Source organism: Bosea sp. ANAM02 (genome assembly GCF_011764485.1).
Lineage (GTDB): Bacteria > Pseudomonadota > Alphaproteobacteria > Rhizobiales > Beijerinckiaceae > Allobosea.
On record NZ_AP022848.1, the window covers coordinates 688,396 to 709,291 of the forward strand.

Annotated in this window: 17 protein-coding genes; 10 read left to right on the forward strand and 7 right to left on the reverse strand. The window is 67.0% G+C overall.

What is annotated here, in order from left to right; genetic code table 11:
- Positions 1–175 precede the first annotated feature (175 nt).
- The 5 genes from cyoA to OCUBac02_RS03340 are packed head-to-tail and all read left to right on the forward strand — an operon-like array spanning position 176 to position 5,030.
- A complete protein-coding gene (gene cyoA / locus OCUBac02_RS03320; protein WP_173043450.1) occupies positions 176–1,258 on the forward strand; it encodes a ubiquinol oxidase subunit II in 1,083 nt (360 codons plus the stop codon).
- A 12-nt stretch (positions 1,259–1,270) separates the two neighbouring features.
- Complete coding sequence (gene cyoB, locus OCUBac02_RS03325) at positions 1,271–3,268, forward strand: cytochrome o ubiquinol oxidase subunit I (RefSeq protein WP_173043451.1); 1,998 nt, start codon at positions 1,271–1,273, stop codon at positions 3,266–3,268.
- 9 nt (positions 3,269–3,277) lie between these two features.
- A complete protein-coding gene (cyoC, locus tag OCUBac02_RS03330; RefSeq protein ID WP_047573705.1) occupies positions 3,278–3,910 on the forward strand; it encodes a cytochrome o ubiquinol oxidase subunit III in 633 nt (210 codons plus the stop codon).
- Positions 3,907–4,275 (forward strand): cytochrome o ubiquinol oxidase subunit IV, encoded by a 369-nt coding sequence (cyoD, locus tag OCUBac02_RS03335; protein ID WP_173043452.1) that lies wholly within the window; start codon positions 3,907–3,909, stop codon positions 4,273–4,275. The genes cyoC and cyoD overlap by 4 nt, the downstream gene beginning before the upstream one ends.
- 8 nt (positions 4,276–4,283) lie before the next feature.
- Positions 4,284–5,030, forward strand: a complete 747-nt coding sequence (locus OCUBac02_RS03340; RefSeq protein ID WP_173043453.1) for an SURF1 family protein — start codon at positions 4,284–4,286, stop codon at positions 5,028–5,030.
- Between the two features lie 18 nt (positions 5,031–5,048).
- Here OCUBac02_RS03340 and OCUBac02_RS03345 read toward each other — a convergent pair whose 3' ends face one another.
- The 6 genes from OCUBac02_RS03345 to OCUBac02_RS03370 all read right to left on the reverse strand — a co-directional run bounded on the left by OCUBac02_RS03345 (position 5,049) and on the right by OCUBac02_RS03370 (position 12,054).
- Entirely contained in the window at positions 5,049–6,050 is a 1,002-nt protein-coding gene (locus OCUBac02_RS03345; RefSeq protein ID WP_173043454.1) for a 4-hydroxyproline epimerase, read from the reverse strand.
- A 10-nt stretch (positions 6,051–6,060) separates the two neighbouring features.
- A complete protein-coding gene (locus OCUBac02_RS03350; RefSeq protein ID WP_173043455.1) occupies positions 6,061–7,302 on the reverse strand; it encodes an NAD(P)/FAD-dependent oxidoreductase in 1,242 nt (413 codons plus the stop codon).
- Positions 7,303–7,423: 121 nt separating this feature from the next.
- A complete protein-coding gene (locus OCUBac02_RS03355; protein WP_173043456.1) occupies positions 7,424–8,383 on the reverse strand; it encodes a dihydrodipicolinate synthase family protein in 960 nt (319 codons plus the stop codon).
- A gap of 160 nt (positions 8,384–8,543) precedes the next feature.
- Positions 8,544–9,254, reverse strand: coding sequence for a GntR family transcriptional regulator (locus OCUBac02_RS03360; protein WP_173043457.1), 711 nt, complete (start codon positions 9,252–9,254; stop codon positions 8,544–8,546).
- A 128-nt stretch (positions 9,255–9,382) separates the two neighbouring features.
- A complete protein-coding gene (locus OCUBac02_RS03365; RefSeq protein WP_244639082.1) occupies positions 9,383–10,561 on the reverse strand; it encodes an OmpA family protein in 1,179 nt (392 codons plus the stop codon).
- A gap of 47 nt (positions 10,562–10,608) precedes the next feature.
- Entirely contained in the window at positions 10,609–12,054 is a 1,446-nt protein-coding gene (locus tag OCUBac02_RS03370) for a caspase family protein (RefSeq protein WP_173043458.1), read from the reverse strand.
- A gap of 168 nt (positions 12,055–12,222) precedes the next feature.
- Here OCUBac02_RS03370 and OCUBac02_RS03375 point away from each other — a divergent pair, with 168 nt between their 5' ends.
- The 4 genes from OCUBac02_RS03375 to OCUBac02_RS03390 all read left to right on the forward strand — a co-directional run bounded on the left by OCUBac02_RS03375 (position 12,223) and on the right by OCUBac02_RS03390 (position 16,492).
- A complete protein-coding gene (locus OCUBac02_RS03375) occupies positions 12,223–13,482 on the forward strand; it encodes a DUF4399 domain-containing protein (protein ID WP_197933306.1) in 1,260 nt (419 codons plus the stop codon).
- Complete coding sequence (locus OCUBac02_RS03380; protein ID WP_197933307.1) at positions 13,479–13,922, forward strand: DUF4399 domain-containing protein; 444 nt, start codon at positions 13,479–13,481, stop codon at positions 13,920–13,922. The genes OCUBac02_RS03375 and OCUBac02_RS03380 overlap by 4 nt, the downstream gene beginning before the upstream one ends.
- A gap of 22 nt (positions 13,923–13,944) precedes the next feature.
- Positions 13,945–15,630 carry an SUMF1/EgtB/PvdO family nonheme iron enzyme gene (locus OCUBac02_RS03385; RefSeq protein ID WP_173043459.1) on the forward strand — a complete coding sequence of 562 codons (1,686 nt, stop codon included), beginning with the start codon at positions 13,945–13,947 and terminating at the stop codon, positions 15,628–15,630.
- Between the two features lie 112 nt (positions 15,631–15,742).
- Complete coding sequence (locus OCUBac02_RS03390; protein WP_173043460.1) at positions 15,743–16,492, forward strand: SDR family NAD(P)-dependent oxidoreductase; 750 nt, start codon at positions 15,743–15,745, stop codon at positions 16,490–16,492.
- A 36-nt stretch (positions 16,493–16,528) separates the two neighbouring features.
- Here OCUBac02_RS03390 and OCUBac02_RS03395 read toward each other — a convergent pair whose 3' ends face one another.
- Positions 16,529–17,722 carry a pyridoxal-phosphate-dependent aminotransferase family protein gene (locus OCUBac02_RS03395; RefSeq protein ID WP_173043461.1) on the reverse strand — a complete coding sequence of 398 codons (1,194 nt, stop codon included), beginning with the start codon at positions 17,720–17,722 and terminating at the stop codon, positions 16,529–16,531.
- 234 nt (positions 17,723–17,956) lie between these two features.
- Here OCUBac02_RS03395 and OCUBac02_RS03400 point away from each other — a divergent pair, with 234 nt between their 5' ends.
- Positions 17,957–20,875 carry an FAD-binding and (Fe-S)-binding domain-containing protein gene (locus tag OCUBac02_RS03400; protein ID WP_173043462.1) on the forward strand — a complete coding sequence of 973 codons (2,919 nt, stop codon included), beginning with the start codon at positions 17,957–17,959 and terminating at the stop codon, positions 20,873–20,875.
- The last annotated feature ends 21 nt before the right edge of the window (positions 20,876–20,896 follow it).

The following is a 20,896-nucleotide window of genomic DNA, read 5'->3' on the forward strand; positions in this document are numbered from 1 at the left end:
GACAGGTTGGGGAGGCAGGCCGGCAGGACCGGACTTGCCCGCACCTCATGCAAATGGATACGGTGGATAGAAGCTACCCGTCAAACCATCGCAATGGGACAGATTGTCCGATGTGCGCTGCGAAGGAATGGGAATAGAGAACGGCTGTTCCCGGATCAGGGAGGTCTCGAGTCTCTTGAGAATCTTTCGAATTCTACCGCTTCTGCCGTTATTCGCGCTGCTCGGCGGCTGCCAGATGGTGCTGCTCGGCCCCTCCGGCGATGTCGCCCTGCAGCAGCGCAACCTGCTGCTCGCCTCCACCGCGCTGATGCTGCTCGTCATCGTGCCGGTGATGGCGCTGACGATCTTCTTCGCCTGGCGCTACCGCGCCTCCGCCAAGGCGAGCTACGATCCGGACTGGAACCATTCGCTGCCGCTGGAGGTGGTGATCTGGTCGGTGCCGCTGCTGATCATCGTCGTGATCGGCGCCATGACCTGGATGGGCACGCATCTGCTCGACCCCTACCGCCCGCTCGACCGCATCAGCGCCGGCAAGCCGGTGGTCGAGGCCAAGGCCGGCGGCAACGGCGCCCGCAAGGAGCCGCTCGTCATCCAGGTCGTCGCGCTCGACTGGAAATGGCTGTTCCTCTACCCGGCGCAGGGCATCGCCTCGCTGAACGAAGTGGTGGCCCCCGTCGACCAGCCGATCGAGTTCCGCATCACCTCCTCCTCGGTGATGAATTCGCTCTTCATTCCCGCGCTCGCCGGCCAGATCTATGCGATGCCCGGCATGCAGACCAGGCTCAATGCCGTCATCAACCATGCCGGCGAGTTCGAGGGCTTCTCGGCCAACTACAGCGGGGCGGGCTTCTCCGACATGCGCTTCCGCTTCCGCGGGGTCGACGACAAGGCCTTCGGCGACTGGGTGCAGGGCGCGCTCCGCGACGGCAGTACGCTCGGACGCGGGGAGTATCTCGTGCTGGAGCGGCCGAGCGAACGCGAGCCGGTCCGCTACTTCCGCGACATCCCGTCCGATCTCTTCAGCGCCGTGCTCAACATGTGCGTCGATCGGGCCAAGATGTGCACGCGCGACATGATGGCGCTGGACGCCAAGGGCGGCGGCGGCAGGGAAGGCATCCATATCGTCGCGCAGCTCGAATACGACAAGAGCGTGCGCCGCGGTGGGCAGCCGATGCCGCCGCGCCCCTTCGTGACGGCGATCTGCACGCCGACCGATGTCTACGGCACCGCGGGCGTCACCGCCCGCGTCGCCAACTGAGGCGAGCGAGCGATGACCTATCCCGACTGGTGGAAGCTGATCTTCGGGCGCTTCACCCTCGAGGCGATCCCCTATCATGAGCCGATCCTGATCGGCACCTTCGCGGCAGTCCTCCTCGGCGGCCTCGCCCTCGTCGCTCTCGTGACCCGCTACAAGCTCTGGGGCTATCTCTGGCATGAGTGGTTCACCAGCGTGGACCACAAGAAGATCGGGATCATGTACATGATCCTCGGCGTGATCATGCTGCTGCGCGGTTTCGCCGATGCGCTGATGATGCGCGGACAGCAGGCGATCGCCTTTGCCGGCAACGATGGCTATCTGCCGCCGCATCATTACGACCAGATCTTCACGGCCCATGGCGTGATCATGATCTTCTTCGTGGCGATGCCCTTCGTCACCGGGCTGATGAACTATGTCGTGCCGCTGCAGATCGGCGCGCGCGACGTCGCCTTCCCCTTCCTCAACAATTTCTCGTTCTGGATGACGGTCGGCGGCGCCGTGCTGGTGATGACCTCGCTCTTCGTCGGCGAATTCGCCAAGGTCGGCTGGCTTGCCTATCCGCCGCTCTCGGGGGCCGCCTACTCGCCCGGGGTGGGCATGGATTATTACCTGTGGGCCTTGCAGATCGCGGGCGTGGGCACGACGCTGTCAGGCGTCAACCTGATCGCGACCATCGTGAAGATGCGCGCGCCCGGCATGGACATGATGAAGATGCCGGTCTTCACCTGGACCTCGCTCTGCACGAACGTGCTGATCGTCGCGACCTTCCCGATCCTGGCGGCGACGCTGGCGCTGCTGACGCTCGACCGTTATGTCGGCACCAACTTCTTCACGAACGATCTCGGCGGCAACCCGATGATGTACGTGAACCTGATCTGGATCTGGGGCCACCCGGAGGTCTACATCCTAATCCTGCCGATCTTCGGTGTGTATTCGGAGGTGGCCTCGACCTTCTGCGGCAAGCGCCTCTTCGGCTATGCCTCGATGGTCTATGCGACGGTGGTCATCACCATCCTGTCCTATCTCGTCTGGCTGCACCATTTCTTCACGATGGGCTCGGGCGCCAGCGTGAACTCCTTCTTCGGCATCACGACGATGATCATCTCGATCCCGACGGGCGCGAAGATCTTCAACTGGCTGTTCACGATGTATCGCGGCCGCATCCGCTTCGAACTGCCGATGATGTGGCTCGTCGCCTTCATGCTGACCTTCGTCATCGGCGGCATGACCGGCGTGATGCTGGCGGTGCCGCCCGCCGATTTCGTGCTGCATAACAGCCTGTTCCTGATCGCCCATTTCCACAACGTCATCATCGGCGGCGTGGTCTTCGGCGTCTTCGCCGGCATCGCCTACTGGTTCCCCAAGGCCTTCGGCTTCAAGCTCGACAAGTTTTGGGGCCTGCTCTCCTTCTGGTTCTGGGTGATCGGCTTCTACGTCGCCTTCATGCCGCTCTATGTGCTCGGCCTGATGGGCGTGACGCGGCGGCTCAGCCGCTTCGAGGACCCGTCGCTGCAGATCTGGTTCGTGATCGCGGCGTTCGGCGCGGTGCTGATCGCCTTCGGCATCCTCTGCTTCATCATCCAGATCGCCGTCAGCATCGTCAGGCGCGAGCAGTTGCGCGACACGACGGGCGATCCCTGGGATGGGCGCACGCTGGAATGGTCGACCTCCTCGCCGCCGCCGGCCTATAATTTCGCGTTCACGCCGATCATCCATGATCTCGATGCCTATGCCGACATGAAGAAGCGCGGCTACCGGCGCCCGCTCGGCGGCTTCAAGCCAATCCACATGCCGCGGAACACCGGCGCCGGCGTGATCATCGCCGGGCTCGCGACGGTCTGCGGCTTCGCGTTGATCTGGTACATCTGGTGGCTGGCGGCGCTGACCTTCGTCGGCGTGATCGCCACCGCGATCCTTCACAGCTTCAACTACGACCGGGATTTCCACATTCCGGCGGAAGCAGTCCTGCGCGAAGAGGATTCGCGCAGCCGGCTGCTCGGCAAGGCCTGAGGGGCGGCGATGGCCAAGGCGAAAGCAAAGGCACAGGCGGCGGGCGTCCCGGCCTTCTATGTGACGGAAGACGAGCACGCCCATTCCGGTGGCTCGACCATGCTCGGCTTCTGGCTCTACCTGATGAGCGACTGCCTGATCTTCGCAGTCCTCTTCGCGACCTATGGCGTGCTCGGGCGCAATTACGCTGCCGGGCCATCCGGCGCGGACCTGTTCGACCTCAGGCTGGTCGCGGTCAACACGGCCATGCTGCTGTTCTCCTCGATCACCTATGGCTTCGCCATGCTGGCGATGGACAAGGGCAAGCAGGCGCTGATGCAGCGCTGGCTCGTCGTCACCGGGCTGTTCGGCCTCGCCTTCCTGGCGATCGAGCTCTACGAATTCGCGCATCTCATCCGCGAGGGCGCGACGCCGATGCGCAGCGCCTTCCTGTCCTCCTTCTTCACGCTGGTCGGCACGCACGGCCTGCACGTCACCTTCGGCCTGATCTGGCTGACGGTGCTGATGGTGCAGGTCTCGAAGCACGGGCTGATCGAGGCCAATCGCCGTCGGCTGCTGTGCCTCTCGATGTTCTGGCACTTCCTCGACGTCATCTGGATCGGCGTCTTCACCTTCGTCTATCTGATGGGCGTGCTGAAATGAGCGGTAGCCAGAACCACGCTGAAACCCATGGCGCACATGACGACCATGCCCCGCATGGCAGCCTGCGCGGCTACGTCACCGGCTTCCTGCTCTCGGTCATCCTGACCGCGATCCCGTTCTGGCTCGTCATGAACGACGTGCTGGGCAATGCGACGCTGACGGCGATCGTGATCATGGCTTTCGCGGCCGTGCAGATCGTCGTCCACATGGTCTATTTCCTGCACATGAACGGCCGCTCGGAAGGCGGCTGGAACATGATGGGGCTGATCTTCACCATCGTTATCGTGGCGATCGTGCTCTCCGGCTCGCTCTGGGTGATGTACCACCTCAATACGAACATGATGCCGGACATGCATCGCATGTAGGCGAGGCGATGCCGGTCGACACGTTTGAGCGGACGCGCAGCTGCTTTGCCCGCCTTGCCTTCGCCGTCGCGCTTTGCCTCTGCACGCTCGTCTTCGCCGGGCTCGGCCTCTGGCAGGTCGAGCGCCGCAGCTGGAAGCTCGATCTGATCGCCCGCGTCAGCACGAGAATACATGCTGCCCCCGTCGCGGCCCCCGGACTAGCGGAGTGGTCGAGGGTCAGCGCCGCCACCGACGAATATCGCCGCGTCGCCCTTCAGGGCCGCTATCTCGATGCGCCGGAGACGCTGACCATGGCAGTGACCGAGCGCGGGCCCGGCTTCTGGGCGATGGCGCCGTTCCGCAGCGATGCCGGCTTCACCGTGCTGGTCAATCGCGGCTTCGTGCCGGAGGCTCAGCGCGATCCGAGCGCACGGCGCGCGACGGGGACCGGAGATACGAAGGTGGTCGGGCTGTTGCGGTTGAGCGAGCCCGGTGGCGGCTTCCTGCGCGGCAACGATCCCGCTGCCGGCCGCTGGTATTCGCGCGACGTCGCCGCGATCGCTGTCGCGCGGGGGCTTGCCGAGGTCGCGCCCTATTTCATCGACGCCGACGCGGCGACCGAGCCCGGCCCTTTGCCTCAGGGCGGCATGACCCAGGTCAGCTTCCGCAACACGCATCTGGTCTATGCGCTGACCTGGTTCTGCCTTGCGCTGATGAGCGCCGGGGCTGCGGCTTTTCTCATCCGTCGAGGAGAGGACGCGCCGACCGCGGACTGAAGCGATCCGTCTACGAGCTCAGGCGACGACGAAGCCGTGGGCGAAGGGGTCGCGGTCGTCGATGAAGATCGTGTTGTAGCCGGTCATCCGGGCCCAGCCGGCAACAGAAGGGATGATCGCCGCGCGATTGGCGACGGTCGCGGCCGCCTCGACGCGGCCCTTGAACAGCGAGCCGATGATCGATTCATGGACGAACTCGTCGCCGACAGCGAGCTTCCCCTTGGCGGCAAGCTGCGCCATGCGGGCCGAGGTGCCGGTGCCGCAGGGCGAGCGGTCGATCGCCTTGTCGCCGTAGAACACGGCGTTGCGTGCCTGGGCTTCCGGCTTCGTCGCCCTGCCGGTCCACTGGATATGGCTGAGCCCCTTGATCTCGGGGTGCTCGGGATGGACGAATTCGTATTTGGCGTTGAGCGCTGCGCGCAGCTTCGGCGACCAGCCGATCAATTCGCCGGCCGTATGGTCGGCCATGTCGCGAAAATTCTTCTGCGGCTCGACGATGGCGTAGAAATTGCCGCCATAGGCGACATCGACGACGATCTCGCCGAGGCCCTCGACCTCGGCCGTCAGGCCCTCGGCATAGAGGAAGCCCGGGACATTGGTCAGGCGGACCTCCTCGACGAAACGGCCCTCCTGGCGATAGCTGATATCGACCTTGCCGGCGGGGGCGTCGATCGAGAGCCTGCCCGGCTCGCGCGGGGTGATCAGCCCGTTCTCGATGCCCATGGTGATGGTGCCGATGGTGCCGTGGCCGCACATCGGCAGGCAGCCGGAGGTCTCGATGAAGAGCACGGCGACGTCGCAATCGGGGCGGGTCGGCGGGTAGAGGATCGAGCCCGACATCATGTCGTGGCCACGCGGCTCGAACATCAGGCCGGTGCGGATCCAGTCGAACTCGCGCAGGAAATGGGCGCGCTTCTCCAGCATGTTGGCGCCTTCTAGCCGCGGTCCGCCGCCGGAAACGAGGCGCACCGGATTGCCGCAGGTATGGCCGTCGATGCAGGAGAAGGTGTGGCTGGCCATGGTCCGACTCTCAGAAGCGCTGCGGTGAGAAGGAAGCGATGTCGATCGCGGGCGGCCGATCCGTCAAGAGGTCGGCGACCAGCCGGGCGGTGCCGGCGGATTGCGTCAGGCCGAGATGACCATGGCCGAAGGCGTAGACCACGCGTGGCGTCGCCCGCGCCCGGCCGATCGCCGGCAGGCTGTCGGGCAGCGAGGGGCGAAAACCCATCCATTGCACGCCGTCATCGGGCTTGAGGCCGGGCAGGAAGGCGCGGGCCTTGGCCAGCATCGCCTCGGAGCGGCGGAAATTCGGGGCTAAGTCGAGGCCGCCGAGCTCGACGGCACCGCCGACGCGGATGCCGATCGAGAGGCGGCTGACGACGAAGCCATGGCCGCCGAAGGTGACCTGCGTGCGCAGGTCGAAGGCGTCCGGCGGCAAGGTGGTGTTGTAGCCGCGCTCGGTTTCGAGCGGGATGCGCTCGCCCAGGCTCCTGGCGATGCGATGGGAGAAGGCGCCGGCCGCGAGCACGACCCGCGTCGCCTGCCGCGTGTGGCCGCCACGGGCATGGATCGTGACACCGCCGTCAACCGGCGCGAGGCTCTCGACCTCCAGCCGCTCGATCGTGCCACCGCGGGCGCGGAAATGCTCGGCCAGCGCGATCGTATAGCCCTGCGGGTCGGCGATCGAATACCAGCCGGGGGTGAAGGTGCCGTGGGTGAAGCGCGGCGCGAGGCCGGGCTGAATCTCGGCCATGCCGGCGGCGTCGAGATGCCGGAATTCGATGCCGTGTTCCGCGCGGGCCTGCCAGCCGGGCAGGGAAGCCTTCAGCTCGGCCTCGCTCTCATAAACCTGGAGATTGCCGTCCTTGCGCAGCATGGCGAAAGTGCCGGTCTCCCGCAGGAAGGGCTCCAGCTCCGCTTTGGACAGGTCCATCAGCGCTGTCTGCGCCGTGGTGGAATGCGCGACGCGGGCGGGCGAGCAGGCGCGCCAGAACCGGAACATCCAAGGTGCGATCCGGAGCGCATAGGCAGGGGGAACCGAAAGCGGGCCGAGCGGATCGAGCAGCCATTTCGGCGCCTTGCGCAGGATTCCGGGCGAGGCGAGCGGCAGGATGTCGGTGAAGGCGAAGGCGCCGGCATTGCCGGCGGAGGCGCCGGCGGCCGGCCCGGTCCTGTCCAGCACGGTGACCGACAGGCCACGCCCCTGCGCCGCGATGGCGGCGGAGAGGCCGACCACGCCGGCGCCTATGACGATGACATCGGGATTGGCCATCAACGGATGCGTTTTGCGACTATGGGCTGCGATTCTGCTCCAGGCCGGCGATCGGCCCGAGATGTCAGCATGGGGTTGGCGTCCGCGCGGCGACAAGGCTTGCGCCGCGCGGGGCGCATGATCAGGCCGCCTGCCTGCGGGCGACGTTCACCTTCGACCAGTCGGCATACCAGGCGTCGAACAGCTTGAGCTGCGCTTCGCAGTAGCCGCGCTGGCTGTCGCTCAGCGCATCGGTCTCGTTGAAATGCAGCGCGTATTCCTTGTCGCCCTTCAGCACCATCATGTGCTTGAAGAACAGGACGAGGTCCGGGCCCGCATCGAAGGAGGAGAGCACCGCCAGCGCCTGCTCCAGTTCCTGCGCCTGGCGGCGGGCCATGGCATCGCCGGCGGCCGCGGCCACCGAGAGCTGGCAGAGATGCAGCACTTCCTTCGGCAGGACGTTGCCGATGCCGGTGATCGCGCCGGTCGCGCCGCAATTGACGTAGCCATGGACGACGGTGGTGTCGATGCCGATCATCAGCGAGACGTCGTCGTCGCGGCTGGTGATGTTCTCGGCCGCATAGCGCATGTCGTCGGCTCCGCCGAATTCCTTGAAGCCGACGAGGTTCGGATGCTCGGCCCGCAGCGCGAAGAACAGGTCGGCGCGGGTGGCGAAGCCGTAGTAGGGGCTGTTGTAGATCACGGCCGGGAGGCCGGGCGCGGCGGTCAGGATCGCCTTGAAATGAGCCTTCTGGGCGGCGATGACCGAGCCGCGCGACAGGACGCGCGGGATCACCATCAGGCCCTTGGCGCCGACTTTTTGCGCATGGGCGGCGTGCGCGACGGCGGAGGCGGTATTGACCGCGCCGGTGCCGACGATGACCGGGACGCCGGCCTTCACCAGGCGCTCGACGCCTTCCATGCGCTGGGCATCGGTCAGGAGCGGCCAGTCACCCATCGAGCCGCAATACACGACGGCGGACATGCCGGCGGCGATCAGCTCCTTGCCCTTGCGCACCAGCCCGTCGAAGTCGGGCGTGCGGTCGGCGTTGCAAGGGGTCATCAGCGCGGGGATCACGCCGGAGAAAATCTGGGCCTTCATCTCGCTCTCCTTCTGGCTGTCATTCTTGCAGAGGCTTCGCCGCCGGAGCCGTGTCCGACCGGATCGCGATCCGATCGGTGCGTGCTCCAGCGGCGCACCCCCTCCGAGCTTCATATAGTCTCTTGCATAATATTTGTCGACAAGAATTACACAAGAGATGTCATAGCGTGACGTCGAGCCGCTCTTCGCCGATCATAAGCTTTTGAATCTGCTGGACGATCTGTTCGGCGTGCGCCTTGCCGAGGCGGTCCGCCAGGGCGGTGTCACGGGCGACGATCGCGGCGATCATCGCCTCGTGCTCGTCGACGAATTGCTGCGGCAGCCGGTCGTCATAGGACTGGTAGTAGAGCCGCAGGAAGCGCCGGCCCTCGTCGAGCAGGCGGCTGAACAGGCTGTTGAAATAGGGGTTTCGACCGGCGTCGGCGATCGCGGCATGGAAGGAGGCATTGGTCGCGATCATCGCCAGGGCATCCTGGGCCTTCACCGCGGCGGCGAACTCCGCCTGCCGGGCGCGGATCGCCTCCAGGTCTTCCGGCCGGCGGTTCTGGGCGGCGAGCTGGGTCGTCACCCGATACATCAGGGTCAACGCGTCGAAGAAGGGCGACATGTTGAGGAAGTCGAGATTCGCCACCATGGTCGAGCGGTTGGGCAGCGTGTCGATCAGCCCCTCGCCGGCCAGCCGCACCAGCGCCTCGCGGATCGGCGTGCGCGACATGCTGAAGCGATCTGCGAGCTGGACCTCGTCGATCGGGCTGCCGGGCGGCAGGACGAGATCGAGGATTTCGTCGCGCAGCAGGTCATAGACGAACTTCACGCCCGAGCCGCGCTTTCGCTCCGGAACGGCGACGGCCTTGGTCTTGGTGGCTTTCATGGGGAATCCTCTTGTCGACAAGAGGAATACGGGCGGCGCGACACTTGATCAATCGATTACCGCCCGACGCCGACGATGGTCTTATGTCCGCTCCCGGATGGGCAAGCGGATATCGCTCGGCGGGCCGCTCAGCAGCCGATCACCTTGAACTCGACACGGCGGTCGAGCGCGTCGCTGGCGTCGTCCTTGCCCGTGCCGACGAGGTTCTCGCGGAAGCCGCGGCCGGTCGCGATCATGCGGCCGCGATTGTCGGGCGCGCCGGTCAGGAGCAGGTCCATGACGAATTGTGCGCGCAACGCGGAGAGCCGGTCGTTCACCTGCGGCAGCCCGGTATGCGATGTATGGCCGACGATCTCCAGGCAGGCGCCCTTCTGGCGGGAGCGGGTCGCGATCTGGCTCAGCCACATCGGATAGGGTTCGGTGATCTGTCGGTCGTCGATAAACTGCGTCGTGCCGGGCTTGAACAGGAGCTTCACCATCAATCGGTCGGTGCTCAGGCCGTAATCGATCAGGTCGCCGAAGGCATCGACCATGTCCTCGCGCCGCGCGAGCTTGCTGGCGGCGAGATAAGTCCCGATCCTGACGCGGTGCTGCTCGCCGCCGGGCAGCTTGCGCGCCGCCCGGTAGAAGGCGAGCGCCTCGCGGAAATGCTGCGTCTCATAGGCGAGGATGCCGTCATTGATCAGCGCATTCGCCGTCAGCCGCTCGACATAGCCGGGATCGATGGCGTCGCCGAGCTTCGTGCCCTGGCAGGTCTTGATATAGGCGTCGGTCGCCTGATCCTTCGCCCAGAGCGGCGAGTCCCGGTAATATTGCGTCGGCGTCGTGTCGACGCCTTCCGTGCGGGCGCGCGAGACGCCCTTGGAGACGACGCTGTTCGACTTGAGATCGGCCAGCGTCAGGCAGATCCGGTAGGCGTCGCGCGGGCCGTCCGCGGCGCCCTGGTTGTTCACGGCCGTGAAGGTGCCGACCAGCACCACCGGCTTGCCGGCGAGCGCCTCGCTGTCGAAGGGCAGCACGCTGAAGCGCGGATAGCTCGTGCGGACGATCTCCATCAAGGTCGCCTGCATCGAGCGCGTCGCGGTCGATTGCGCGCCCGAGGCCGCGTCGATCAGCGGATCGATGACCAGCTCGACCTTTTCGCCCGATACGGCCGCCTTGCTGAACAGGTCGTCGGCGGCCTTGCGCAGGGCTTCGGCGAAGGGCGTGGGAGTCGGGGGCGGCGCGGTCTGGGCGCTGGTTGCAGTCACGCCCGCCAGCACGGCAAGGCCGACCATGGCGATCCTGAAGCGGCCGATGCCCCTCATGCTCCACCTCTCCGCCTTTCGCCGGGCTTGCCGCCGCGGCCTCTGCATCAGCGGCATTGCCGCAATTGTTCGCGTCCGCCCGGCGTCAGGTCGCCGAGCTGTGCGCGCATCAGGAGCTCGGCGCATTCGCCGGAAGACCGCCCGCGTGACGCGGCTTCGGGCGGGCGCGGTGACGGGCCCGGCAAGGCGGCTGGCTGCGCCGATCGGCTCGGCGACAGCGGGCCGGACGCGCCGAGACGGGCGGCCATGGCCTGCTCGACCGACTGGCGCTCTTCCGCGAGGCGCTGCTTCTCGGCCTCGATCGCGGCCAGTTCGGATTCCCGGCGCGCGAGTTCGTCGGCAAGCCGTGCGCGCTCGGCCTTGTCCTGGACACGCGGTGGAGATGGGACAGGGGCAACCGCGACAGGCGCGGAGCCCGGAGCCGGCACAGGCGGCGGGACGCCGACCGCGTCGCCGATATCCTTGCGGGCGAGGTCGTCAGCCGCTTGTCGCCGTCCCTGTTCCGCCCGCTCGAGGCGCTGGAGCAGGGCACGTTCGCGTTCGGCAAATTCACGCACGAGCCTGTCGCGCTCGCCTGAGACCGAGGAGCGGCGCTCGAGCAGGTCGAGCCGCGTGCGCGCGTCGATGACGAAGAAGCTCTGCGGATAGCGCTGGATGAAGGCCTGCAAAGCGGCGGGATCGTCGCCGGCGCGGATGCGGCGCCAGACATCGGCATCCGTCTCCTCGCGGTTGAGATAGAAGTCGCCGAGGAGGGAGAGCGAGAGTTCCGGCGTCTGGCGGCCGGCGGTGGTGTCGTAGACGCTTTTCTGCACGCGGCGGAACAGGGCCGCGACTTCCAGGCCGGGCTGATCGATCTCGCGCACCAGCGCCGCGGTGAACGGGCTGTTGCGGCCGGCGCCGTCGGCGGCGACGTCGTTGGCCTGCGTGGCATAGGCGATGACCATGCCTTGCGCGCGCTGGACCGGGGCGAGGCCGGAGCCGACCGAGAAGCCGCGCGTCGCCTGCCGCTTGGCGAGCAGCCCGACGAACGGGTTGTTGCGGCAGGCGTCGAGCACCATGATCTTGACGCCCTTGGCATAGTTCAGGGCGGTGACGACATCGTTGAGCCGCGTGGTCTCGTACTGGACGCCGACCTCGTCCTCGACCTTGGCCTCGACAGGAACGAGGTAGTTCTCGCCGTTGAATTGGAAGCCGTGGCCGGCAAAGTAGAACATCGCGGCATCGGCATCCTGCGCCAGCCTGGCGAAGCGCGTCAGCGCCGCGTCCATGCCGCGCTTGTCGAGATCGATGCCGTCGACCACTTCGAACCCGACCTTGCGCAGCGCGGTGACCATGTCACGCGCATCGTTCACGGTATTGGGGAGCACCGGGGCGTTGCGATAGCTGGAATTGCCGATGACCAGCGCGACGCGGCGCTCCGGCGGCGTCTCGGCCAGGGCAAGGCCGGACAACACCAGAAGGAACAGGCCGCAGAGTCGCGCGACGAGGGTCATGAGGACGTTCCTAGCGGCTGCCGGCAGCCTCTACGTCATGCTAATGCATGATCCCCGCCATCTCCAGAACAAAGCATAGTCCTCGTCGAAACGGGGCGGCGTTTTGCTTGAAGGTGCCGGTCGGCGCTGATAGCCTTCGCCTCATCTTCTCGCGGAAGGAAGACGCCGATGCTTCGCCTTGCACCCGCGCTTCTGCTGTTGGGTCTGGCCGTGGCGATGCCGCTGGCAGGCTCATTCGCGCAGGAGCGCGCACGCCAGCGCAGCCCGGCGCCGGCGACCGCGCGTCTTACCTTCGTCGGCCTTGCCGACAAGGCCCAGGTTCCCGCCAAGCTCACGGTACGCTTCGCGATTTCCGGCATGGAGGTCGTACCGGCCGGGCACGCAGCACGCCATGCCGGGCACCATCACCTGCTGATCGATACGGAGCTACCGCCGCTCGACCAGCCGATCCCGAGCGATTTCAATCATATCCATTTCGGCGGCGGCCAGACCGAGGCCGAGATCGCGCTGACGCCGGGCAAGCACACGCTGCAACTGCTCTTCGCCGACCACAACCATGTGCCGCACGACCCGCCGATCATGTCCGAAAGGATCACGGTCGAGGTTCCGGCGACGGAGCCCGAGAAGCCGCGTTCGGCCGCGGCACCCGGCGCCCGCGTCTTCTTCGTCGACCTGCAGGATGGCGCGACGATCCCGAGCCGCGCCAAGATCCGCTTCGGCACGGAGGGCATCGCGGTGACGCCGGCCGGGACCATCAACCCGAACGGCGGCCACCACCATCTCCTCGTCGATACCGAGCTGCCGCCGCTCGACCGCGAGATTCCCAGCGACTTCAACCATCTGCATTTCGGGCGCGGGCAGACCGAGGTCGAGCTCTCGCTGCCGCCCGGCGAGCACACGCTGCAATTGCTGCTGGGCGACCACGAGCATGTGCCGCATGATCCGCCGGTGGTGTCGCCGCGCATCCGCGTGCGTGTCGTCGGCGATGCGCAGGCCTCGGCGGCAGCGCCACCGGCGCCGCATGCGCACGGCGCCGGCCGCGCCCGCACAGCCTCGCCCAACGATGCCGTCGTCTATTTCGTCTATCCGCGCGACGGAGACCTTATCTACCCGACCTCGACGATCCGCTTCGGCCTGCGCAACATGGGCGTGGCACCGGCCGGCGTCGCCAAGCCGAATACCGGCCATCACCATCTCCTGGTCGATACCGAGCCGCCGGCCTTCGGCGAGCCGATCCCCGCCGATCTCAACCATATCCATCTCGGCGGCGGCCAGACCGAATACAAGCTGACCTTGCCGAACGGCAGGCATACGCTGCAGCTCCTGCTCGCCGACGAGAACCATGTACCGCATGATCCGCCGGTGATCTCGGAGCGCATCACGGTGACCGTGGTGCCGGGCGGGCCGAGAGGGAGGAGGCGCCGGTGATCTCGCAAGCCCGCATCGCTGCAGGCCTTCTGGCGTTGATCGTCTGGCAGGGCGCCGTTCCGGAAGCGCTCGCGCAATCGTCGACGCGCCAGCCCGCTCCGCGGGGCGCGCAGGTCTATTTCCACTATCCGATCGACGGCCTCAGCGTTCCCGAACGCTTCACGGTGCGGATCGGCCTGCGCGGGATGGGCGTGGCGCCAGCCGGCATCAATCATGCCCGGACCGGGCACCACCATCTGCTGATCGACACCGATCCCGGCCCGCCGGACCAGCCGATACCCTCCGACTACAACAACATCCATCTCGGCAACGGCCAGACCGAGGTGGTGGTGACGCTGCCCAAGGGCCGGCATACCCTGCAATTGCTGCTCGGCGATCACAACCATATCCCGCATAATCCGCCGGTGATGTCGCCGAAGATCACGGTCAATGTCCGCTAGCCATAAGGGAAAACGTCTGCCGATGGCCTGGTTGCGCATCCTGCTTGCGATTGTCCTGCTGCCGGTGCTGGCCTCCTCCGCCTTCGCCCAGCAGTCGGGCGAGGCCGCGCGCGTCGCCCTCGTCATCGCCAACGAGGCCTATCCGCAGGCGCGGATCGCTGGCGCCGTGGCGCAGGGCCGTGCCGTTGCTCAGACCCTGAGCGCCGGCGGCTTCGATGTCGTCGCGGTCGAGAACGCGGACCGCAATGCGCTGCGGCAGGCGATCGCCGGGTTTGCCGGCAAGCTCACGCGGGGTGCGCAGGTCGTGGTGTTCTACAGCGGCCATGCGATCCAGCAGCGGAGCCGCAATTTCCTGCTGCCGGTGCAGAACGGCGCGGACGGTGCCGTCGATCTCGACGAGATCGTCGATCCGCTGATCGTCGCGCGGCCGGCGAGCGCTTTGATCTTCCTCGATGCCGGTCGCGACAATCCCTGGCAGGGCAAGGCGAAGGGGCTTCTGCCGTTGGAGCCGATGGAGGGGATCGCCGTGCTGTTTCCGGCGGCTCCGGGCAAGGCGGTGCCGAGCGGTTCCGACCGCGCAGCCGACGCCTGGCTGAAGGCGATCAGGACGCCCGGGCTGGAGATGGCGCAGGCGCTGAAACAGATGCGCGACACGGTCTCGCGCGAAACCCGCCGCAGGCAACAGGTCTGGTTCTCGGCGGAGCCGCCGCAAGGGCTCGTCGTCACCCCGGTCGCCCAGCCGGTCGCCGTGGCGCAGAGCAGCCGCGCCGTCATTCCACCGCCGCAGACGTCGGGCGCGACCCAGGACGCCGCCTATGACCTCGCCTTCTGGGAATCGATCCGCAACAGCCGCAAAGCCGCCGAATATCGCGCCTATCTCGATGCCTATCCGAATGGGCGCTTCGCCTCGCTGGCGCGCACGCGCGAACAGGAATACCGCGCGGGCCCGGCTACGCCGGTTTCTACCGCCGCCGCGGCGGCGAGTTCGCCGGCAGCCGGCGCGCCGCAGCGCGATTGCGCGGGCTGTCCGGAGCTGGTCGCGATCCCTGCCGGCAATTTCCAGATGGGCTCGAACGATCTCTACGAATTCGAGAAGCCGGTGCATCCGGTGACCATCCGTGGCTTCCATCTCGGCGCGCGGGAAGTGACGTTCGAGGAATGGGACCTGTGCATCGACCAGGGCGGCTGCAATTTCCGGCCGGATGATCGCGGACTTGGTCGCGGCAAGCGACCGGTCACCGATATTCACTGGAACGACGCCAATGCCTATCTCGCATGGCTCTCGGCCCGCACCGGAAAGCGCTACCGCCTGCCGACCGAGAGCGAATGGGAATACGCGGCGCGCGCCGGCACGGTGACGACCTACCCCTGGGGCCAGACCCTGGTGAAGGAGCGGGCCAATTGCCTCGGCTGCAACGACCAGAAGCGCGGCAGCGCCGTCGCTGCCGGTCAGTTCCCGGCCAATGCCTTCGGTCTCTACGACATGGCCGGCAATGCCGCCGAATGGGTCGCCGATTGCTGGAGCGAGAATTATCGCAGCGCGCCGCGCGACGGCAGCGCCTTTATCGTCGGCGGCTGCCGCGAGCGCGTGTTGCGCGGCGGCTCGTTCAACAATGATCCGCGCTATCTGCGCTCGGCCGCGCGCTTCAAATACGAGGCCGATGTGCGCTTCTACACCAACGGATTCCGCGTCGCGCGCGACCGCTGAAATGCCGGTTCCTCCGGAAACCGCAAGGCCGGCATGCGTTCCGCCGGCCTTGAAGCCTGCCCCTTGCCCCCGGCAATAAGGACCGGGAAGCAATCAGGAAGGGGAGGCCCGCATGGCCAGGGAATTCGCCGGCAAGCGCGTCATCGTGATGGGCGGCAGCCGTGGCATCGGTCGGTCGATCGCGCTCGGCTTCGCGGCGGGCGGGGCGGCCGTCTCGATCTGCGCACGCAGCGCCGGGCCGCTGGAGGCGACGCGCAAGGAGATCGAGGCGCTCGGCGTCACCGCCCATGCGGGAAGTGTCGATCTCGCCGATGCCGGCCAGATCGCGGCCTATGTGCCTGAAGCCGTGAAGGCGCTCGGCGGGCTCGACATCCTCGTCAACAATGCCTCGGGCTTCGGCCAGAGCGATGACGAGGACGGCTGGGCGGCCTCGCTCAGCGTCGACATGATGGCGGTGGTGCGCGGCAGCCATGCGGCGATCCCGCATCTCCAGCCGGGTTCGTCCATCGTGAACATATCGTCGATCTCGGCTCTGCGGGCTTCGGCGCGGTCCGCGCCCTATGGCGCGATCAAGGCGGCCGTTATGCACTACACCGGCAGCCAGGCGAAGATGCTGGCGCGCAAGGGCATCCGCGTGAACTGCGTCGCGCCGGGCTCGATCGAATTCCCCGGCGGCTCCTGGGAGAACCGCAGGACCTCCAATCCCGAGCTCTACAACGCGACGCTGGCGACCATCCCGTTCGGGCGGATGGGCAAGCCGGAGGAGATCGCCGAGGTCGTGCTCTTCCTCGCCTCGGAGCGGGCGAGCTGGGTCACGGGCCAGAGCATCGTCGTCGATGGCGGGCAGCTCGTCGGGCCGTAACCGCGCTTGGAGCTGCCGGGTCTCGGCTGCGAGCGCTCAGGCGCCGGCGGCGGCCACCGTCTCGTTAGCCTGATCTCTCCCCTCGAAACTCGCCATCGCGGCGGCGACACCACCGCTGCGATGCGGCACGCCGGCCGCCGACAGGCCGAGCTCGACGCCGGAGAGCGCGCCGAGCAGGGCGAGCTCGTTGCATTCGCCGAGATGGCCGATGCGGAAGACCTTGCCGGCGACCTTGCCAAGCCCCGAGCCGAGCGAGATGTTGTAGGTCTCCAGCGCGACCTTGCGGAAGCGGTCGGCATCATGGCTCGGCGGCATCAGCACGGCGGTCAGGACCGGCGACTGCTCGGCAGGGTCCTGGCAGAGCACCTCGAGCCCCCAGGCCCTGACCGCGGCGCGGCAGGCTGCAGCGAGACGCCTGTGGCGGGCGAAGACGTTGTCGAGGCCTTCCTCCTGCAGCATCGCGAGCGCTTCCTTGAGCCCGTAGAGCAGGTTCGTCGCGGGGGTGTAGGGGAAGAAGCCGTTGGCGTTGATCTTCACCATCTCCTGCCAGTCCCAATAGGAGCGCGGGAGCGTGTTGGTCTTCGACGCCGCCAGCGCCTTCTCCGAGATGGCGTTGAAGCCGAGCCCGGGCGGCAGCATCAGCCCCTTCTGCGAGCCGGAGACGGTGACGTCGACCTGCCATTCGTCGTGGCGGTAGTCGACCGAGGCGAGCGAGGAGATGGTGTCGACCATGAACAGGGCCGGGTGGCCGGCGGCATCGATCGCCTTGCGGATTTCGGCGATGCGGCTGGTCGCGCCGGTCGAGGTCTCGTTATGGACGACCATGACGGCCTTGATTTTGCGCCCCTTGTCCTCGGCGAGCCTCGCCTCGATCGCGGCGGGATCGGCGCCATGGCGCCATTCGCCGGGGATGAATTCGACATCGATGCCGAAGCGCGTGGCGATCTGCTTCCAGAGCGTGGCGAAATGGCCGGTTTCGGCCATCAGCACGGTATCGCCGGGGGAGAGCGTGTTGACGATCGCCGCTTCCCAGGCACCGGTGCCGGAGGAAGGGTAGATCACGACCGGCTGCTTGGTCCGGAAGACCGTCTTGCTGCCTTCCAGGACATGCCTGCCGAGCGCGGCGAATTCGGCGCTGCGGTGGTCGATGATCGGCATCGCGATCGCGCGGAGGATGCGGTCCGGGATCGGGCTCGGGCCGGGAATGTGCAGAAAGTGACGACCCTGCATGGTGTTGTTACCCTCGTTCGGCATCCGGCATGCGGCAAGCGATGCGCTGTTGCCGGCTTCATCTTGCCTTCGCTTTTTCGAAGATCAAACCCCGGAAGCCTCCCCGACCGTGCCGGGGTGCCATGCGCGAACGGCCACGCCCGGACCCTTGTCGAGCTGGCCTTCCTCCTGCTCTTCTGGGAGCGGTGAGCGCCCTGATCGCGGCGCGTCATTCACAATGGCAGAGGCTGCGGAATGAACCAGACGGCGCTTTCCCGTTCGCATAGCCGCAATCTCGGCTTCGAGCGCCGGCTTGCCGGGGCGCTGGAAGGTGAGGTCCGCTTCGATGCCTTCACCCGCGGCCGCTACGCCACCGACGCCTCGATCTACCAGATCCTGCCGCAGGGCGTGGCCTTCCCGAAGAGCGAGGCCGATATCGCGGCGGCATTCACGATCGCGGCCGAGCATGGCGTGCCGGTGATCGCGCGCGGCGGCGGAACCTCGCAGAACGGCCAGCCGATCGGCGACGGGCTGGTGCTCGACATGAGCCGGCATTTCAACGCGATACGCGATTACGATCCGCAGGCGCGCACGGTTTCGGTCGCGCCCGGCCTCGTGCTGGAAGCGCTGAACACGCGGCTGCGCAAGGACGGGCTGTTCTTCCCGGTCGAGCCCTCGACGGCGAGCCGCTGCACGATCGGCGGCATGGCCGGCAACAACTCCTCAGGCGCCCGCTCGCTGCGCTACGGGAAGATGGTCGACAATGTCATCGCGCTGAAGGCGCTGTTCCATGATGGCGAGCCCTTCGCGCTGGGGGAAGGCGCCGTCAGCGACAATGGCTCGCCGCGTGCCCGCGACCTGATGACCAAGATGATGGCGCTGGCGGATGAGCATCGCGAGGCGATCGAGGCGATCTTCCCGAAGGTGCAGCGGCGCGTCGGCGGCTATAATCTGGACGAGTTGATCGTGCCGCGGCCGAACCTGTCGCATCTGCTCGTCGGCTCGGAAGGCACGCTCGCGATCACCACGGAAGCGGTGCTGAAGCTCTCGCCGCTGCCGCAGCATCGCGTCATGGGTGTCTGCCACTTCCCCAATTTCCGCGCGGCAATGGAGACGACGCAGCATATCGTCGGGCTCGGCCCGGTCGCAGTCGAGCTCGTCGACAACAACGTGCTGGTGCTCGGCGCCGACATCCCGCTCTTCGTGCGCACGCTCGCCGATATCACCAGGGGCCAGCCGAACTGCCTGCTGCTGGTCGAGTTCGCCGGCGACGACCTCGCCGGTCTCAAGCGCGACCTGAAGCGGCTCGACCAGTGCATGGCCGATTTCGGCTTCCCAGACGCGGTGGTGGAGGTGATCGAGCCCGCCCGGCAGAAGCCGGTCTGGGACGTGCGCGAAGCCTGCCTCAACATCATGATGTCGATGAAGGGGGACGGGAAGCCGGTCTCCTTCATCGAGGATTGCGCGGTGCCGCTGGAGCATCTCGCCGATTACACCGATGCGGTGATGGCGGTGTTCGAGAAGCACGGCACGCGCGGCACATGGTATGCCCATGCCTCGGTCGGCTGCCTGCATGTGCGCCCGATCCTGAACATGAAGACGGAAGCGGGCGTGAGGGCGATGCGCGGCATCGCCGAGGAGGCCTGCGAGCTCGTCCGCCGCTTCAAGGGCTCGTTCTCGGGCGAGCATGGCGACGGCATCTCGCGCTCGGATTTCGTCGAGCCAATGTTCGGGACCCCACTGACCCGCGCCTTCGAAGCGGTCAAGGACGGGTTCGATCCCGACAACAAGTTGAACCCCGGCAAGATCGTCCGCTCCTACCATATGGATGACCGTAGCCTGATGCGCTTCGCACCGGGCTATGACACGCCGGTCCCCGCCCAAACGGCGCTCGACTGGTCCGATTGGGGCGGCTTCGGCGGCGCCGTCGAGATGTGCAACAATAACGGCACCTGCCGGAAGATGGCGGGTGGGACGATGTGCCCGTCCTGGCGCGCGACGCAGGACGAGCAGCATGTCACGCGCGGCCGGGCCAATACGCTCCGGCTCGCGATCTCCGGTCAGCTCGGCCCCGATGCCTTCACCTCTCCGGAGATGAAGGAGACGCTCGATCTCTGCGTCTCCTGCAAGGGCTGCAAGCGCGACTGCCCGACCGGCGTCGACATGGCCCGGATGAAGGTCGAGTTCCTGCATCACTATCATGCGAAGCACGGCTTGCCGCTGAAGGAGCGCCTGATCGCCTTCCTGCCTCGCTATGCGCCGCTTGCGGCCAGGCTCGCGCCGCTGATGAACCTGCGGGATCGCATCCCGTTCCTGGCGAAGCTGAGCGAAAGCTGGCTCGGCTTCTCGGCGCGGCGCTCGCTGCCGGTCTGGCGCGAGCCGTGGCGCGAGGCCACCGCATCCTCCGATGCCTCGGCGGTTCGGGGCGATGGGCGGGACATCGTGCTCTTCGGTGACACCTTCAACCGCTATTTCGAGCGTGAGAATCTGGAGGCGGCCGAGCGCGTGCTGGCAGCCGGCGGCTATCGCCTTCACCGCGTCGCTGCAAAGGGCGGAGCCCGGCCGCTATGCTGCGGGCGCACCTTCCTCTCGGCCGGGCTGGTCGAGGAGGCGCGGGCCGAGGCACGGCGGACCCTCGATGCGCTGGCGCCTTTCGTGGCGAAGGGGGCGCGCATCGTCGGGCTCGAACCCTCCTGCCTGTTGAGTTTTCGCGACGAGTTCGCGGCGTTGCTGCCCAAGGCCGAGGTCGAGCCTCTGGCGAAGGCTGCCCTGCTGATCGAGGAGTTGCTGGCGGCCGATATGGCGGTGGGCCAGACGACGCTCCCGCTCACCGATCAGGGCGGGCGCGTCGCACATCTTCACGGGCATTGCCACCAGAAGGCGTTCGACGCGATGGGAGCGGTCGAGAAAACGCTGCGGGCGGTGCCGGGGCTGGAGATCAAGCCGATCGAGTCGAGCTGCTGCGGTATGTCCGGCGCATTCGGCTATGGCGCCAAGACGATCGACGTCTCGCTGGCGATGGGCGAACTTTCGTTGTTGCCGGCCGTGCGCAAGGCGGGCGCCGACGACCTCGTGGTCGCCGATGGTACGAGCTGCCGCCACCAGATCCACGACGGCGCGCGGCGCGAGGCCGTGCATGTCGTGCGGGTGCTGGATTCGGCGCTCAGGCCATGAAGAAGGCGGCCGCCATGCCGA